This window comes from Streptomyces sp. NBC_01384, from assembly GCF_045040035.1.
Classification (GTDB): Bacteria; Actinomycetota; Actinomycetes; order Streptomycetales; family Streptomycetaceae; genus Streptomyces.
In genome coordinates this window covers 144,817-160,442 of record NZ_CP109560.1, presented here as the reverse complement: position 1 = coordinate 160,442, position 15,626 = coordinate 144,817, and the positions used below count along the sequence as shown (strand labels likewise).

Genomic DNA, 15,626 nt, shown 5'->3' with positions numbered 1-15,626 from the left:
ATGGCCGCGGCATCGACGCCGTCGTGGTGTCCACCGAGCCCGCGTACCACATGGTGTACGCACGGTGGGCGCTGGGGGCTGAGCGTGCTCCTGGACAAGCCGCTCAGCGTGCACGCCGGCTGTTCGGTGAATCCCGAGAAGGCCGAAGCCATCCTCACCGACTTCGACGAGCTCCTGGAGTGCTACCGGCAGGCCCGGCGCAGGTTCCCGCAGATCATGGTCACCGTCCAGAGCCAGCGCCGCTACCACCCGGCCTTCCGGCGGATGCGGGAGTGCATCGCCGAGGTCACGGCGGAGACCAACTGCCCGGTCACCAGCGTCCAGTCTTTCTACAGCGACGGGCAGTGGCGGATGCCGGACGAGCTGCTCGACATCTCGTATCACGGCTTCGACCAGGGGTACGGCAAGGCAGCCCACAGCGGCTACCACTTCTTCGACATCGTGCCGTGGCTCTTGCAGGGCGGCGAGACGAGTGGGAAGGAACTCGATGCCGTGGACATCCACGCCCACGTCACGCGTCCCGACGACGTCCTGACTCAGCTGGGCGTCCAGGACCACGAACAGCTCTTCCCCGGCTTCGCGGCCCGCAACCCGTACACCGAGGCCGAACTGCGCGCGGCGACAAGGCTGTTCGGGGAAGTCGACGCCTTCATATCCATGGCCTACAAGAGCAGCGGCCGGACGATGACTTTGGGAACCATCAACTTGGTCCATAGCGGCTTCTCGCAGCGCGGCAGCCTGACCCCCGCGCACGCCAACCTCTACAAAGGCAACGGCCGGGTGCGGCACGAGAACCACATCATCATGCAGGGCCCCTTCCAGGCCCTCCACTTCCACTCCCTGCAGACCCTCAACGACGGAACGCCCAGCACGGACCCAACCGCACTAGGCCACGAACGTCATATCCAGGTGCACGTCTTCCGCAACAGCAGGTTCCGCCCCGGCTGGAGCAAATACGCCAGCCTCGACTTCAGCGCGCTGACCGCCGCCTCGGACTCCGAGGCCGCGCTGCCGACACAGGAGTCCTCCCGGCGCCGCGCGACGTGGGAGTTCCTCGCATACCTGGACGGCCGGCGCACCCGCGAGGAGATGTCCTCCGAGCTCACCAGCCATCGCCGCGGAGCCACGCTGATGGCGGGTGCCTACCTGTCGATGGCACAGCAGTGGATCGGCGCCTCTCCCGTGCGCAGACTGGACTTCCGCGCTGCGCCGAAGCCCGCACCGGCACCCCAGGCCCGGGTGGAGGCTGCGCTGTGAACCTCCACCAGCCGTCACCAGTGATCCCGCTGCCGAGCCTGTCCGACCTGCTGGGTCCTGCCCTGCCCGACCTCCTCACCGCCTGCCGGCGGCATGTCGGACTGATCACCGGGACTGAACGCGTCCACGGCGGCAATGTCAGCCACGTCTTCCGGATCCGCGGAGACCACACGAGCGTGATCCTGAAGGTCCGCAGAGACCGCTACGCCCGCATCCCGACGCTGCGCACCGACCCGACTCTCATCGACGACGAGCGCCGGGCCCTGGAGGTCTACGGGAGAGTCGAGCCGTCGGTCCTCCCTCAGGTCCTCGGCTTCCACGACCAGGCCCACGCCATGATCCTGGCCGACGTCTTCCCCGACGGCCGCAGCTACCACGAGCACCTCGCCGAACGTCCCGCCACCCCCGAGGAGATGACCCGGCTGGGCAGGACACTACGGCGCATCCACCACGCCACCCGGGACACCGACACCGACTTCCGGGCCCACACCGAGCAGTGGTTCCGGGAGCGCTCCTTCCTCTTCTGCCTGCGCGCCACCAGCCACGACGTGCTCGCGCAGGCGTGCGAGGAACTGGCCGCCCTGCCCCACCAGCAGCTGGTCCTCGGCGACCTCGCCCCCAAGAACCTCAGCCTGGCCGCCGGCACCGTGGCCCTCTGCGACCTCGACAACGTCCACCGGGGCTGGCCGCTGTACGACGTCGCCTACTTCCTGGCGCATCTACTGATCCACCACCTCAGCCAGCCCGAGCACCTGCGGACACTCGTGCCCGCCCTGCTCACCGCCTACTTCGACGCCCCGCCAACACAGCGCCTGCCTGCTGCGGACGCACTGCTGATGGCCAAGGTCGTGGCCGGGGTGGTCCTGTACCGGCTGGACGAAACCGTGCCCTACCCCTTGCCGGTACCGGCCGTCCTGGCCGACCGGTACCGGGCGCGGGTACTGCGGCTCCTCGACACCGCAGCGTTCACCGTGCAGGAGCTGGTGCAGGCCGTGGTGACTCCCCTGGAGGCAGCGGCATGACCTCGCTCGTCTCCGAACCACCCCGCGAGGAGGATCAGGCGTCCATCGCCGTCCTGCGCGCGCACGGCTACCGCATCCTGGACATCCAGTCCCTCGCCAGGGACCAACAGGCGTTCGCCGTACGCGTCCCCGAACTCCGCCGTGAGATCGCCCCCGGGGCCCGCTTCCAGGCCAGGCCCGTGGAACTGGGGCGGGGGGTCTTCACCAACGTCTTCACGCTCCGCCTCGACCTGGACCAGGTCCGGGCCGAGGCAGTCTCCCACGCGGACGGCTTTCACCTCCGCGATCTGGTCGGTACAGATGGCACGTTCGCGGCCGTCAGCGGCTCGTTCTCTTTCATCTCCGACGACCCGTCCTACCAGCCGACCGAGCCCTGTCTCGACTTCTACTGCCAGGCCGGAGAGGTCATGAGCCTGCCCACGGCCTCCAAGCCCGCCTTCCTCGACGACCACGGCCAGGCGGTGATCGGCATGCTGGAGGCCTCTGGGACGCTGAGTGTGCAAGGGCAGACCTACCGATGGGTGGGCTCGAAGGAGCCGCGCCCCGATGCCCGGGACGACCCCGGAGTCCTTACCGTCTTTGGCGCCGCGAACTGCCGGGTCCGCTACACCGACGATCCGCACACCGGCTTCGTGCGCGATGTGGACCGGGCCACCAACACCACTCCACCCGATCCTGCGGCCGTCGACGTCGTCGTGTCCTGGACCCCCGACGGCGGCCATTGCGTGACCTCGGTGCACCCGGGCGGAGGCGCCGGACTCTTCGCCGGGAACTTCGTGCTGCGCGCCGAGCGTTCGCGGGCCGACCGCCTACGGACAGGCGCGAAGGTGCAGATCACCCGGATCAGCGGGCTGAACGTGCGGCACCTGAACAGCGGCATCTCGCTCGGGCCCAGCGTCGCCGACGCAGCGGCCGGCCGGACCCCGGCTTACGACCAGTGTTTGGGCACTTCGCCCTTCCACGACAAGCGCTGCGCCCGGACCCTGATCGGACTGCACGGACGGGAGCTGTGGTTCCAGGTGCTCGACGGCGCCCCGCTGAGCGAGACCTTCCGCGGCGTCTCCCCCACAGAGACCGCCGAACTCTGTACGGCCGGGGGCCTCGATCCCCGCAGCGTCTACCACTTGGACGGTGGGGCATCGTCGAAGATCGCCTTCACCGGGGAGAGCCAGACCCAGGTGGTCGGCAGCATGCACTACCTCCGATGGCCACGCAGCCCGAGCGAACCGTTCCGCTGGAAGGGCCTGGACGGCCGGGTCCTGCGCAGCGCCTTCGTGGTCAGGAGCAACCATCTGGAAGGAGCGAGATGACGACCGTGCTCGTAGTGGGAGCCCATCCCGACGACCCCGAGATCGCCATGGCCATGCGGATGCGATGGTACGTACTGAATGGCGCCCGCGTCCGGGTGCACTGCCTGACCACCGGAGCCCCCGGCCCGAACGGCACGGCGCCACGCCGGGAGGAGTGCCTGGCCGCCGGCACCATCCTGGGCGTGGCCGAGTACACCTTCTCGGACATACCCGACACCCGGTTCGTCGAGCACCGCGGGGAGATCAACGCCGAGCTGTTCAGGGTCTTCCGAGAGGCACGCCCGGACATCGTCTACACCCACTTCCCTGACGACCAGCACCTCGACCACAGCATCACCGCCCAGGAGGTGACAACGGTCGCCCTGCGCGAGGCCAACAACCTCTGCTACTTCCGCTCCCCTTACAGCATTGGGTTCGAACCCACCAGAGTCTTCGTGGGAACCCAGGAGCTCCTGGACACCAAGGCAGCCGCTCTGAAGCGCTTCGCCTCCCAGCAGCAACTCGACATGGACGTCTTCCGGAAGCTTGCCGAGGTCGCGTATCGGCAACATGTACACCACCGGGTCGCCGAGCGCTTCCCGCCGGGATTGGAATACGCCGAGCTCTTCCGTACCGCAAGAGAAATCGGGTTCGCAAGGTAGATGGATCGAGAGGTCCACACCATAGGCCAGTAGGCCACTACCGCTGTCCCGGAGGCCTCGCGAATGTCCGAGGAAGTCCCTCGCGCGAAACGCATAGCTTGGGAAGATCTGCCTGCCCATGCGCGATCCGTCGTCGAGTCGCTGGTAGGTCACGTCAACACTTCCGTCTCCAGTGAAGCAGGGCTCAATTCACCCCTCGCGTCCACGTTGCACGTACCCAAAGGGAAGGTGTTCATCAAGGGACTTCCCAGTAACCATAGAAGCACTTTTAAGCAGAATAATGAGGCGAGTATCGGGCCAAGCGTTCATGGAATCTCCCCTAGGCTGCTCCATCATGTCGATACGGGCGAGTGGAACCTCCTGATCTTTGAGCACTTCGACGGCAGACATGCAAACCTGACACCCGGATCTTGAGCTTCCCCCGGTGTGTGGGAGGTGCTGATCAGCTGGTCAGGGCGGGTTGACGGGGTTTCAGGTTCGTTCGTTTGGCCGTTGCCTGGTCGGCGTAGTGCTTCTCCTCGAATTCGACGGGGCTGAGGTAGCCGAGCCGTTTCTGGATGCGCCGGGAGTTGTAGAAGCCGTCGATGTACTCGAAGAGCGCGAGGTTGGCCTCGGAGCGGGTGGTGAAGGTGCGGCCGCGGATGCCTTCGGTTTTGATGAGCATCCAGAGGTTCTCCGCGAGGGCGTTGTCGTACGAGTCCCCGACCGAGCCCATGGACGCCGCAACTCCCGCTCTCAGTAGGCGAGTTGTCAGCTTCACGGACGTGTACTGACAGCCGTGATCGGCATGGTGCACGAGTTGTCCGGGCTTGACCTCCCGGCTGGCCAGGGCGTACTCCAGTGTGGTGAGGACCAGGTCGGCGTCCGCGCGGGCGGAGGTCTCCCAGGCCACCACTCTCCGGGAGAACGCGTCCCGGATCGCCGAGAGCCACAGCGGCCCTTCGCCGGTCGAGATCATCGTGAGGTCGGTGACCCACAGCCGGTTCGGCGCGGGCGCGGTGAAGTCGCGCTCGACCAGGTCCGGGGCGAGCGTGGCCTTGGGGTCCCGGCGAGTGAAGCCCTTCTGGCGCGGGCTGATGCCCGCAATGTCGGCCTCGCGCATCAGTCGCTCGACCCGTTTGCGGCCCACGTGGACGCCCTCGCGCCTGAGGACGGCGTGGACGCGCGGCGAGCCGTAGATCCCGCCCGAGCCGGCGTGGATCTCCTTGATCTGCTCGGTCAGTTCCGCGTCGCGGCGCCGGTGTTCGCACGGCTCGCGTTCGGCACGGCGCCAGCGATAGTAGGTGGAGGAGGCGATGTGCAGTTCCCGCAGGACGGGCTCGACCCCCAGGCGTGGATGCTCGTCGAGGAGCGCCGTCACCTGGGCCGGGTTGGGTCGAGCTGGGCCGCGAAAAAAGCCGAGGCCGTCCGCAGTACCTCGTTCGCCCGCTTGAGCTGGGCGTTCTCCTTGCGCAGCGCGGTGAGCTCCGCGCGTTCGTCGGTGGTCAGCCGATCGTCGCGCTCGCCGGCGTCGGCCTCGGCCTGGCGGATCCAGCCGCGCAGTGCCTCCGGGTGCACACCGAGATCGACGGCGAGCTTCTTGATCTGGGGCTTCGGGTCGGAGGTGCGATACATCCGCACCGCACGCTCACGCAACTCCAGCGAGTACTTTCTGGGGGCAGCCATGGTCGATGTTCCTCTCATGAGTCCCATCTGACCCTCTGTCAACTCACTCCGCATCTCGGGGGAAGCTCATCTCCAGACCTGCCCCCGATCCTGCCGATGCTGCAAGAACTTCTTTCCAGAAGAGAGCACGGCACCTCCGTTTCCCTGCCAGTTGAGAAAAGATGGACTCGCTTCGGAGACGGCCTGAACTTGAGCCTGCTAGGGAGCGTATCGAGTCGTGATCAATGGGTGGTCCGGGTGAGGTCTTTGATCCAGATCATCGAGGCGCGCAGGTGGAGGCCGGCGAGGTGGCTGTCCGGGGTCTTGTCGTATCGGGTGGCGATGCCTCGCCAGGCCTTGAGCTTGTTGATCAGGCGCTCCACGGTGTTCCTCTCCTTGTAGAGGTCGGCGTCGTGGCTGACGGGCCGGCCGCCCCTGGAGCCCTTCTTCTTCCGGTTGGCGGCCTGGTCCCTCTTCTCCGGGATCACTGCCTTGATACGGCGTCTGCGCAGGTGGGCCCGGTTGCCGCGGGACGAGTAGGCCTTGTCCCCGGCGACCGCGTCCGGGCGGGTGCGGGGGCGGCCGACGGGGCCGCGGACCCGTATCTTCCCCAGCACGGGGATGAACTGCGGGCTGTCCGCGGCCTGACCCGCGGTCAGGACGAACGCCAGTGGGCGGCACTTGCGGTCGGCGGCGAGGTGGACCTTGCTGGTCTGCCCACCCCTGGAGCGTCCGAGGAGGGCGGCCTTCAGCCGGAGTTTGCGCCGGCGCCGGATGCGTCGTCGCTCCTCCCGCCCGGGATCGGTTTCTGCGTCCTGCCCGGTTTGTTCTTCGAGGTCGCCCCTTTTGACCTGGCCTTCTCCTCCTCGGCGGCGGCCTTCTCCAGGGCGGTGATGACATCCTCGCCCAGGTGCATCCCGGCAGCGTCGTGGTGAGCGCGCGCGGTGGTGGAGTCGACGCTGACCAGGGACAGGTCCACCTCACCCCGCTTCGCGGCCTCCGCGATCAGGCCCTCCAGCAGGGCCTCGAAAACGCCTGCGTCCCGCCACTGCCGGAAGCGGTTGTGGACGGTCGACCAGGCGCCGAACTCCTGCGGCATCTCCCGCCACTGCCCGCCCGTCCTGAACCGCCAGATCACCCCCTCGAACTGCTGCCGCAGCCGCTCGGGGTACGGGCCATACTCGCCGATCGGCAGGTGCGGCCCGATGAACTCCCAATCCTCGTCCGTCAGTTGCGCTCGCGTCATGCGAGAAGATCTACCGGTTCAGGCCCCGCCACGAGAGCGAATCCCGCAGATTGATCACGACTCGATACGCGCCCTAGTCGCCCAGCGAGTTGGGAGCCTGAATGCGCTGGTCAAAAGTGATGGGGATCACCATCGTTTTCCTTGGCGACCGCGAACTTGCCCAGCGCGGAGGGAAGTTCTCGCCTGCTCCGAAATCGATGACGGGACGCATGCCATGCCGGTCGACCGGCATGCGCACACGCCGCCGAAGGCGTGCAGCATGGTCAGCACGACCTCCATGTAGCGGAGGAACGCGAAGCCCAGCTTCTTATGTCGCACGCGGTCCATCTGGACGACTGCCTTGCTCCCGGTGCCGAGCTGACGGAGGACGTGAGCCGATGGCGAGGGCCGCGGGGTAGAGCACCTGGTGCCCGTAGCGGGCGCGGGCACGATCGGCGACGGCTTCGATCGCGAGAGGCCTGTCGTCGCTCGCGTCGAGAGTGAGCTGTCGGGTGGCCAGGCCCACGGGCCGAAGGGCATCGGCGCGCAGCGCGATGCTGCGGACCCGGGCGCGCTGAAGCCCGAGGGATTCGTAGACCGCGTACGCCGCGCGGGCCAGGAGCACCGTGTGCTGAGTCGCTTCGGACAGGACACGGCTGCGGCGGGTGGAGCTCTGGTTGGCATAGTGGATGGTGCAGGTCAGGCCGCTCGTGATCTGGCCGGAGTTGCGGAGGCGGGCACCGAGGTCGTCGGCGAGGGCGAGCAGGGCGCGCCGGTGGGCGGCCGGGTCGAGCTCGTCGCGGTCAAAGCGGTGCTCGACGCCGATGTTCGCCGGGGTCGGCGTGGGGTCGACGACCTGGGTGTCGCGGCCCTGGGCGTGCTCATGGAGGGCGCGGCCGGCCCGGGCACCGAGCAGACGCTGCAGCGTGAATTGGGGGACATCGGCGACGTCGCCGACGGTGTGCAGACCGTACTCGCCGAGCGCCGCGGCGGTCCGCACGCCCACACCGGGCAACTCGTGGACCAGACGCGGGCGCAGGAAGACGGAGATCGCCTCGGGGGAGTCATGGACGACGGTGCGCTGTCCGGGCAGGGTGAGGGCGCAGGCCATCGCGGCGAGCATCCGGTTGGGGGCGCAGCCCGCCGCGCTGCGCAGGCCGAAGTGAGCGAGCGCGCGCAATTGGACCAGCTCGGTCAGGCCGCGGGCGTCCCGCTTCCAGTACGGAATCGCTCCAGTGATGTCGAGGGCAGCCGAATCCGGCACGATCATCTGCACGCGGGGCGTGACGTCCTCCAGCAAGCGGCGTAGCCCCTCGGGGAGTTCGGCTTCCTCGGCCGGAACGTCGAAGCGGAGGTGGAGGAGATGGCGCCCGCTCATGTGGTCACCCCGCGCTTCCCGGGTTCACCAGACGCCTCAAACTGTCTCGCCGCCGCGTCGGGGGCGGAGCTTTGATGCCGGGCTCCTCAATGCGGAGAAAATGGACGCACGCGTTTCGTGACGTGCCGCCCACCTCCAGTCGTAGGGGCAGTACGTCCGCTCCACGAACAATATATCGAACGTAATTCGAACGAGGCGACCTTTGGCAGGTGCGGTGTGTCGTCTGCCCGGTCCGCGTGGGCGTATCGAAGCCACGCCCCACGTAACCTCTTCCTGTGCCTGCACCCCGCCTGCATCGCGTCGCCGTCCTTGTGCTCGAGGGTGCGAAGCCGCTCGATGTCGGCATTCCCGCGCAGGTGTTCACGACCCGCGCGAGCATGCCGTACGAGGTGCGGGTGTGCGGGGCGACACTCGGTCTCGTGACCGGCGGCGATGGCCTGGCGTACCACGTCGCCGACGGCCTCGACGCGCTTGCTTGGGCCGACATCGTCTTCGTCCCCGGCTACCGGTTCCCGGACCGCGAGGACCCGCCGCCGGCGTCAACATCGTGCCGACCACGACCGGCGCCGCCAAGGCGATCGGCCTGGTGCTGCCGAACCTCGACGGCAAGCTGTCGGGCGACTCGATCCAGGTGCCGGTGCCGGTGGGCTCGCTCGTCGAACTCAACACGACCGGCGCCCGCGACTTGACGCGCGACGACGTGCTGGCGGCGTACCGCGCCGCAGCACAGGGGTCGCTCGCCGGCATCCTCGAGTACTCGGACGACCCGCTCGTGTCGTCCGACATCACGGGCAACCCCGCCTCGTCGATCTTCGACTCGGCCCTCACCCGGGTCGACGGCCGCCACGTCAAGGTGGTCGCGTGGTACGACAACGAGTGGGGCTTCTCGAACCGCGTGATCGACACGCTCGAGTTCCTCGCCACCCGCTGACCGGACGCCGGGCTCGCCGGCACGTCGATCTCGGCCTGCATGCTGCCCGGCGAAAACGCAGATGAGAAGCGCTGCCAGGGCCGCCCTCGATTCCGTGTCGGTCGATCGTGACAGCTAGTCGATCGTGATGGCCAAGGAGTCGGCCGGCAGCGAGTTTTTCAGGCAGCGGCCGTGGTCAGGGGGCGATCGTGAGGTCCTCGATCAGGCCGGCGCGTAGCGTGAAGCGGTAGCGGAGATCGGCGCGCCCGCCGGGGAAGTCGCCCTCCAGCCGGTTCGTTACGATCCAGTGGGTGTCGTCCAGTTGCTCGGCGCCGAGCCGTTCGGTGGTGAATGTGAACTCGCTCGCTGCTGTGCTGAGCCACGTCTCGATGGCGGCGGTGCCGGTGTGGGTGACGCCCTCGTCGGTGACGGTGGCGCTCTCGTGGAACGCCGAGAGGGCGGTCGGGGTGTTCCGGACGCGGTGAGCCTCCAGATAGCGGCTCACCGTGTCGGGCAGTTCGATGGGGGTGGCGTTCATGGGAGTTGCAACTCCTTGCTGGATAGTGCTGGGCGTCAGATCAGACAGTGGGTTTGGTGCCGCCGTCGATGACGTGTTCGGCGCCGATGATCGATGACGCCCGGTCCGAGACCAGGAAGGCCACCAGTTCGGCTACCTCCTCGGGGCGAGCCGGCCGGCCGAGGGGAATGCCACCGATCCCGTTCATGATCATCCGGCGGCCTTCTTCGTAGTCGACTCCCGCCTGGTTGGCGAAGGTCGCGACGAAGGAGCGGCCCCAGTCACTCTCGGCGAAACCGGGAGTGACGCTGTTGACGCGAACTCCCCTCGGGGCGACTTCGTTGGCCAGCCCCTTGCTGTAGTGGGACAGAGCAGCCTTGGCCGATCCGTACGGAACTCGGTTCGCGCCCGGGATCGAGCGGGAGAGCGAGGAGACATGGACAACAGCTCCCGCGCCACGCTCAACCATGCCGGGCACCAGCGCCCGGTCGAGCCGTGCGGGAGCGAAGAGATTGACGTCCATGACGAACTGCCACACAGCGTCCTCCTGCGTCAGCAGCGGAACATGCTGGTCTCCGTCGGTGCCCACGTTGTGGACGAGAATATCGACCCCGCCCAGATGCTCGTTCACATGCCGGGTGACCACTTCGATCCCCTCCCGGGTGCCGATGTCGGCCTGCACGAACAGCTCGCTCTCCTGCGCGGATGCAGAGCGGGCAGTGAAGGCAACCGCGGCACCGGCACTGGTGAGCCTGTCGACGATCGCTGCGCCGATCCCACGCGTCCCTCCTGTCACCAGGGCACGCTTTCCAGCGAACTCGCCGCTCTCTGCAGCAAAAAGGGAAGCGGTTGAAGCAATGGTGGTCATGGTTCCTCAGTCTCGGGATGCTGTCAGTGGCCGGCGGACCCGGGGCACCTGACGCATTCCGACGTTAGAGGCATCTGGAAAGACGATCCATGCCTGAAAGTCTCGTTCCCTTGACCGTGCGTCTCATGTGAGCCATCCAATGTAGACTTTCACTCATGGACGTCGTCAGTGACGCGGTAGCTACGATCCGGACCGGCCGACCGCACTCGGCACGTACCCATCTCACCGCGCCCTGGGGCCTACGCTTCGCGCCGACCAGTGGCCCCGGGTTCCACGTGGTGCTTGAGGGCGGGTGCTGGCTGCTGTCGCGCGACGCCGCACCGGTGGCTCTCGCGGCGGGCGACGTGGTTTTCGTCTCTCACGGGCAGGAGATGGCCCTCGCCGACCACCCTTCAAGTGCGCTCGTCGACGCCACTGAGGACCTGGACGACGCCTGGATCCCCCGTAGCGAAATTCAGCGCACGGAGCCTGCCACCGTACTCATCTGCGGTTCCTACCAGCTCAACCGCGCCCGCTCGCACCCGCTCCTGGCAGAGCTCCCGGACCTCATCCACCTGCCCGCACGCGTAAGCCGGCAGGCTCCCCTCTCAACCGTCGTCGCCCTCCTCGGCGACGAACTCGACGAGCACAACCCCGGTTCCGACGCCATCGTCTCCAGCCTGCTGGACACGATGCTGCTGTACATCCTGCGTACCTGGTACAAGGAGCGGGCCCAGAGCGCCACCACCGGCTGGGCAGCAGCCCTGTCCGATCCGGCGGTCAGCACCGCACTGCATCACCTCCACCGCGACCCCACCCACCCCTGGACAGTGGAAGAGCTGGGCACACGCGTAGGGCTGTCACGAGCAGCATTTGCCCGCCGCTTCACCACCCTCGTCGGCAAACCACCACTCACCTACCTCACCTGGTGGCGGATGACCTCGGCCGGCACCCTGCTACGCCTCGATGACACGCCCCTGCACACCATCGCCCGGCTGACCGGCTACACCTCTGAATCCGCATTCAACCGCGCCTTCAAGCGCGAGTACGGAAAAGCCCCTGGCGAGTACCGCCGCCAGCACCTCCGCACCACAGGATGAGTCCCTTCGCCAGGACCACACCCGCGACTCCAAGATCCGTTTGCGTGAACGGTTCAACGCTTGCGTGTGGCAACGGACAGCCCCGTGCTCGACCCGACTTGAGGAAGGGGGCAGGCGGGTGTCAGCCCAACTCTGGCCACCTCTCCGTCGGTTCGAGGACGCCCCCGCGGAGGGTGTTGATGTGTCTCGTGAGACACATATCAGCCTGGAGAACCCGGGCTGCGATGGCCGAACTTCTTCAGGTCGGCCGAGTGGGTGCCGGCCGGCTGGAGGTCGGCGTACGGGTGCAGGCGGGCCCCGGCGGTGCCGTCGGCGAGCGTGCGCTGCGGTGCGGTCGGCTGGGCCGGGGTGGGGGCCGGGGTGGTGCGGCCGAGGAGGTCGAGGGCGGCCTGTGGGCCGTGGTCACGGCGGGCGGTAGCCGCCTCGTCTAGGTCCCAGGCCATCTCTCCGACGACGGTGCGGCGCGGGCCGCGTGCCTCGACCTGCCCGCGTACCAGCAGCAGACCGGAGTGGAACACGGTGTGCGCGCAGGCCTCGTGGGAGTCCTCGAAGAAGGCAATGTCGACCAGGCCGGAGCCGTCCTCGAGCGTGGTGAAGATGACGCGCTTGCCGGACGGGATCGGCGGGGTCTGTGTGGAGGCCCGCACGCCGGCGACGAGGACTTTCTGCCCGGGCACCATGCCGCGCAGGTGCGCGGCGTCGGTCGCGCCGAGCTCGCGCAGCAGCCGGTAGTGGTGCTCCATCAGGTGATGCGTGACGTCGATGGAGAGGGTGTCGAGTTCGGCACCGAGCTTGTCGCGGCTGGTCATTTCCGGCAGCCCGCTCGGTCCGGCGGTCACCAGCTCGCCGCCCAGCGGCAGTTGTCCGTCGGTGGCGGTGCGGTTGCGGGACTGCCGGTGCAGTTCGGTGGCCTGCAGCAGCAGGTCCCGCCGGGTCAGGCCGGGGGAGAGGGCGTCGAGGGCGCCGATACGGATCAGGCGCTGCGCGAGCGGCAGGGACGGGCGGGCGCGCTGCCACAGGTCCTGCAGGCCGGTGTAGGGCTGGCCGGCCACCAGGCGGGCGGTCTCCGCCTCGCTGATGCCCTTGACCGTGGCGAACGCCAGGCGCACGCCCCAGCCCTGCTCGGTCTGCTCCACACTGTGCTGCCCGCGGGAGTAGTTGACGTCGACAGACAGCACGGGAACGCCGTGGCGGCGGGCGTCGGCAACGATGACCCGGCGCGGCCACATCCCCGGATCGTGCTCCAGCAGCCCCGCGTACAGGTACGCCGGGAAGTGCGCCTTCAAGAACGCGGACTGAAGAGCGGGGACGGCGAAGGCGACCGCGTGCGCGCGGCAGAAGCCGTACGCGCCGAAGGAGGAGACGATCTCCCACACCTCGTCCAGCACGTCCTTGGCGTAGCCGCGCTCGCCGGCCGTACGACGGAACCAGGCCTCGACCTTCGGCAGCCGGTCAGGGTCGGCCAGTGCGCGGCGCGCGACGTCGCCGGCGGCACGGTCGCAGCCGGTCATCCGGGCGAGGATCGCGATGATCTGCTCGTGCCAGATGACCACGCCGTAGGTGTCGTTGAGCACCGGCTCCAGGTCCGGGTGCGGGTACTTCGGGGCGGCGCCGTGCCGGGCGGCGATGTACAGCGCGGGCATGCCCCCGGACACGGGGCCGGGCCGGAAGAGCGAGATGTCAGCTACGACGTCCTGCATGTGCCGCGGCTGAAGACGGCCCACCAGATCCTGCTGGCCAGGGCTTTCGAGCTGGAAGAGGCCGACGGTGTCCGAGGCCCGGATCATCTCGAAGGCCTGCTGGTCGTTGACGTCGACGTGGTCGGGGTTGTCGAGATCAATCGCGCGTCCGGTCGTGCGGCGGATCTCGGCGACCGCGTGCGCCATCGCGGACTGCATCCGCACGCCGAGCACGTCGAGCTTGACCAGCCCGAAGCCCCCAAGCTCGATATCCTCTTTATCGGCCTGCAGCATCGCGTAACCGGCCGGCGTCGGCTGCACCGGAAGCCGGTTCAGGAGCGACGCGTTCGACAGGATCACCCCGCACGGGTGCATGGCGTAGCCGCGGGGCAGCGCGTCCAGGCCTTCGGCGAGCTCCCACAGCGGCCCGAACTTCCCTGCCTGCGCGGAGAGTTGCCGCAGCTCTGGTAGCTCGGCCAGGGCGGCGCGGATGTCCCGGGCGCGGATGTGCGGGAACGATTTGGCGATGTCGCCGACGACCTGGGGCGGCAGTCCGAGGGCGAGCCCGGTGTCCCTGAGGGCGTGCCGGGCCCGGTAGGTCTCGGGCATGCCGGTGACTGCGGTCCGCTCCCGGCCGAACCGTTTGATGATCGCGTCGTACACCTCCAGGCGCCGTTCGGACTCCACGTCGAGGTCGATGTCCGGCAGCGAGGTACGCCGCTCGCTGAGGAACCGTTCGAAGAGGAGCCGGTGTTCGAGAGGGTTGGCCGTAGCGACGAACAGCGAATGGTTGACCATGCTCCCGGCGCCGGAGCCGCGCGCGGCGACCCGGATTCCGAGCGCCTGGGTATCCGCCACCACCTGGGCCACAGCCAGGAAGTACGGCTCGAATCCCAGGCGTCCGATGACGTCCAGCTCGTATCGGAGTTGCTGAACGGCGCGCTCGTCCGTGTCTAGGCCGCGGGCAACCATGCCGGCCTCGCACCGCTGCCGCAGCAGCCGCATCGCCGACCCGGACTCCGCTCCCGCGCCAACGACGGACGGCTCGGGAAAGTGCGGCCGTCCCAGCCCGAGGTCTGCCGGGGTGAGGGTGCAGGACTGGTCGGTGGCCTCGGTCTCGGCCAGCAGGCGCACGGCCCGGCCACGGTCGTCGCCGACGGCCTGGGCAATCCGCTCGGCGACTGCGGCCATGGCGGCCGGGTCCTTCAGCCACCGCTCTCCGCCGTCCAGGTGCCGGCGGTCGACGGGCCGCAGCAGCCGGGCCGCGTCGAGCACGTCGGCCAGCCGATGCTGGCCGGAGTCGGCGTAACGGACCCCGTTCGACAGCACCGTGCGTACGCCAATCTGGTCGGCCAGGCCCACGGTGCGCGCGGCCAGCCGCAGCGAACCCGCACCGGTGCCCTGCTGGCCCAGATACACGCTCTCCAGGCGCAGCCGTTCCCCGGCCAGCTCACGCCACGGCGCGAGCAACTGCTCGGCGATGTCGGATCGTCCCGCGGACAGGGCCCGCATCGGCTCGGAGGAGGGGCCGAGCAGCACCACCAGGTCCTGGTCGGCGTACTCGCGCAAGACCGGCCAGGACACGACCGGCAGAACTCCGTCAGTCTCAGCGTGCGCGGCGGACACCAGACGGCACAGCCGCGCCCACCCGGCCGCGTTCTGAGCAAGCAGAGTGATCCGCAGGGGCGGCTCCATCACGTGCGCGCCGCCGCGCACGGGCGTACGCGGCCGTCCGGAAGCCGGGACCGGCGAGACGAGCGGCGCGACGGCGACGTCGACGCCGAAGACGGGGCGGATACCGGCGGCCGCGGCGAAGCGGACCGTCCCCGCGACGGTGTCCCGGTCGGTCAGCGCGAGCGTCGTCATCCCGCGCTCGGCTGCGCGTCGGACCAGGGCATCGGGAAGGGCGGCGCCATGGCGGGCGGAGTAGCCGGAGGCGACGTGCAGATGAGTAAATCCACGGCTCCGCACCTCATGTCTCCGCGTGTCCCTCCCCTGACCTGTGACCTCTCCAGGTATCCACCATAAGCCATAATCGCGCAAGTGTTCGAAAGATTGGTTTGGCGTCGCCCTCGGCTGCGACGTTGCGCGGTAGG

General features: G+C 68.5%; 11 protein-coding genes and 3 pseudogenes. 7 read left to right on the top strand and 7 right to left on the bottom strand.

Going from position 1 to position 15,626, the window contains the following annotated elements:
- The first annotated feature begins 84 nt into the window (after positions 1 to 84).
- From OG747_RS48080 to OG747_RS48065, 4 genes are read left to right on the top strand one after another with little or no spacing between them, the layout of a single operon-like run.
- Positions 85 to 1,257: a hypothetical protein gene (locus OG747_RS48080; RefSeq protein ID WP_331764948.1), complete on the top strand. Its 1,173-nt coding sequence runs from the start codon at positions 85 to 87 to the stop codon at positions 1,255 to 1,257.
- Positions 1,254 to 2,279 (top strand): phosphotransferase, encoded by a 1,026-nt coding sequence (locus OG747_RS48075; protein WP_331744711.1) that lies wholly within the window; start codon positions 1,254 to 1,256, stop codon positions 2,277 to 2,279. The genes OG747_RS48080 and OG747_RS48075 overlap by 4 nt, the downstream gene beginning before the upstream one ends.
- The gene (locus OG747_RS48070; RefSeq protein WP_331764947.1) at positions 2,276 to 3,589 is read left to right on the top strand and encodes a hypothetical protein; all 1,314 of its coding nucleotides are present in this window, start codon (positions 2,276 to 2,278) and stop codon (positions 3,587 to 3,589) included. The genes OG747_RS48075 and OG747_RS48070 overlap by 4 nt, the downstream gene beginning before the upstream one ends.
- Positions 3,586 to 4,230, top strand: a complete 645-nt coding sequence (locus OG747_RS48065; RefSeq protein ID WP_331764945.1) for a PIG-L family deacetylase — start codon at positions 3,586 to 3,588, stop codon at positions 4,228 to 4,230. The genes OG747_RS48070 and OG747_RS48065 overlap by 4 nt, the downstream gene beginning before the upstream one ends.
- Before the next feature lie 442 nt (positions 4,231 to 4,672).
- Here the strand turns inward: OG747_RS48065 and OG747_RS48060 are convergent, their stop codons facing one another.
- The 4 genes and pseudogenes from OG747_RS48060 to OG747_RS48045 form a co-directional block, all read right to left on the bottom strand.
- Positions 4,673 to 5,590 carry an IS3 family transposase gene (locus OG747_RS48060; RefSeq protein WP_331744719.1) on the bottom strand — a complete coding sequence of 306 codons (918 nt, stop codon included), beginning with the start codon at positions 5,588 to 5,590 and terminating at the stop codon, positions 4,673 to 4,675.
- Complete coding sequence (locus OG747_RS48055; RefSeq protein ID WP_331744722.1) at positions 5,587 to 5,895, bottom strand: transposase; 309 nt, start codon at positions 5,893 to 5,895, stop codon at positions 5,587 to 5,589. Before OG747_RS48055 ends, OG747_RS48060 begins: the two co-directional genes overlap by 4 nt.
- A gap of 221 nt (positions 5,896 to 6,116) precedes the next feature.
- Positions 6,117 to 7,120: pseudogene (locus tag OG747_RS48050) on the bottom strand (IS5 family transposase).
- 307 nt (positions 7,121 to 7,427) lie between these two features.
- On the bottom strand, positions 7,428 to 8,477 hold the full coding sequence (locus OG747_RS48045; RefSeq protein ID WP_331744724.1) for a DNA polymerase thumb domain-containing protein: 1,050 nt from the start codon (positions 8,475 to 8,477) through the stop codon (positions 7,428 to 7,430).
- 275 nt (positions 8,478 to 8,752) lie between these two features.
- Between OG747_RS48045 and OG747_RS48040 the strand changes: the two are divergent.
- Together OG747_RS48040 and OG747_RS48035 are read left to right on the top strand one after the other, a co-directional pair.
- Positions 8,753 to 9,016: pseudogene (locus OG747_RS48040) on the top strand (AraC family transcriptional regulator); the annotation flags it as partial.
- Positions 8,998 to 9,408, top strand: a pseudogene (locus OG747_RS48035) (type I glyceraldehyde-3-phosphate dehydrogenase); the annotation flags it as partial. The pseudogenes OG747_RS48040 and OG747_RS48035, both read left to right, overlap by 19 nt.
- 175 nt (positions 9,409 to 9,583) lie before the next feature.
- On the opposite strand, the gene OG747_RS48030 reads toward OG747_RS48035, so the two are convergent.
- Complete coding sequence (locus OG747_RS48030; protein ID WP_331744727.1) at positions 9,584 to 9,925, bottom strand: nuclear transport factor 2 family protein; 342 nt, start codon at positions 9,923 to 9,925, stop codon at positions 9,584 to 9,586.
- A 40-nt stretch (positions 9,926 to 9,965) separates the two neighbouring features.
- Positions 9,966 to 10,772, bottom strand: a complete 807-nt coding sequence (locus OG747_RS48025) for an SDR family oxidoreductase (RefSeq protein WP_331744730.1) — start codon at positions 10,770 to 10,772, stop codon at positions 9,966 to 9,968.
- 155 nt (positions 10,773 to 10,927) lie between these two features.
- On the opposite strand from OG747_RS48025, the gene OG747_RS48020 reads away from it, so the two are divergent.
- On the top strand, positions 10,928 to 11,851 hold the full coding sequence (locus tag OG747_RS48020) for an AraC family transcriptional regulator (RefSeq protein WP_331744733.1): 924 nt from the start codon (positions 10,928 to 10,930) through the stop codon (positions 11,849 to 11,851).
- Positions 11,852 to 12,051: 200 nt separating this feature from the next.
- Here the strand turns inward: OG747_RS48020 and OG747_RS48015 are convergent, their stop codons facing one another.
- A complete protein-coding gene (locus OG747_RS48015; protein ID WP_331744735.1) occupies positions 12,052 to 15,501 on the bottom strand; it encodes a DNA polymerase III subunit alpha in 3,450 nt (1,149 codons plus the stop codon).
- Between the last annotated feature and the right edge of the window lie 125 nt (positions 15,502 to 15,626).

What these genes read in the sequence shown, in the direction of transcription:
- OG747_RS48045 (WP_331744724.1), bottom strand. Translation starts at nt 8,477, where the DNA reads ATGAGCGGGCGCCATCTCCTCCACCTCCGCTTCGACGTTCCGGCCGAG.
- OG747_RS48065 (WP_331764945.1), top strand. Translation starts at nt 3,586, where the DNA reads ATGACGACCGTGCTCGTAGTGGGAGCCCATCCCGACGACCCCGAGATC.
- OG747_RS48055 (WP_331744722.1), bottom strand. Translation starts at nt 5,895, where the DNA reads ATGGCTGCCCCCAGAAAGTACTCGCTGGAGTTGCGTGAGCGTGCGGTG.
- OG747_RS48030 (WP_331744727.1), bottom strand. Translation starts at nt 9,925, where the DNA reads ATGAACGCCACCCCCATCGAACTGCCCGACACGGTGAGCCGCTATCTG.
- OG747_RS48070 (WP_331764947.1), top strand. Translation starts at nt 2,276, where the DNA reads ATGACCTCGCTCGTCTCCGAACCACCCCGCGAGGAGGATCAGGCGTCC.
- OG747_RS48025 (WP_331744730.1), bottom strand. Translation starts at nt 10,772, where the DNA reads ATGACCACCATTGCTTCAACCGCTTCCCTTTTTGCTGCAGAGAGCGGC.
- OG747_RS48020 (WP_331744733.1), top strand. Translation starts at nt 10,928, where the DNA reads ATGGACGTCGTCAGTGACGCGGTAGCTACGATCCGGACCGGCCGACCG.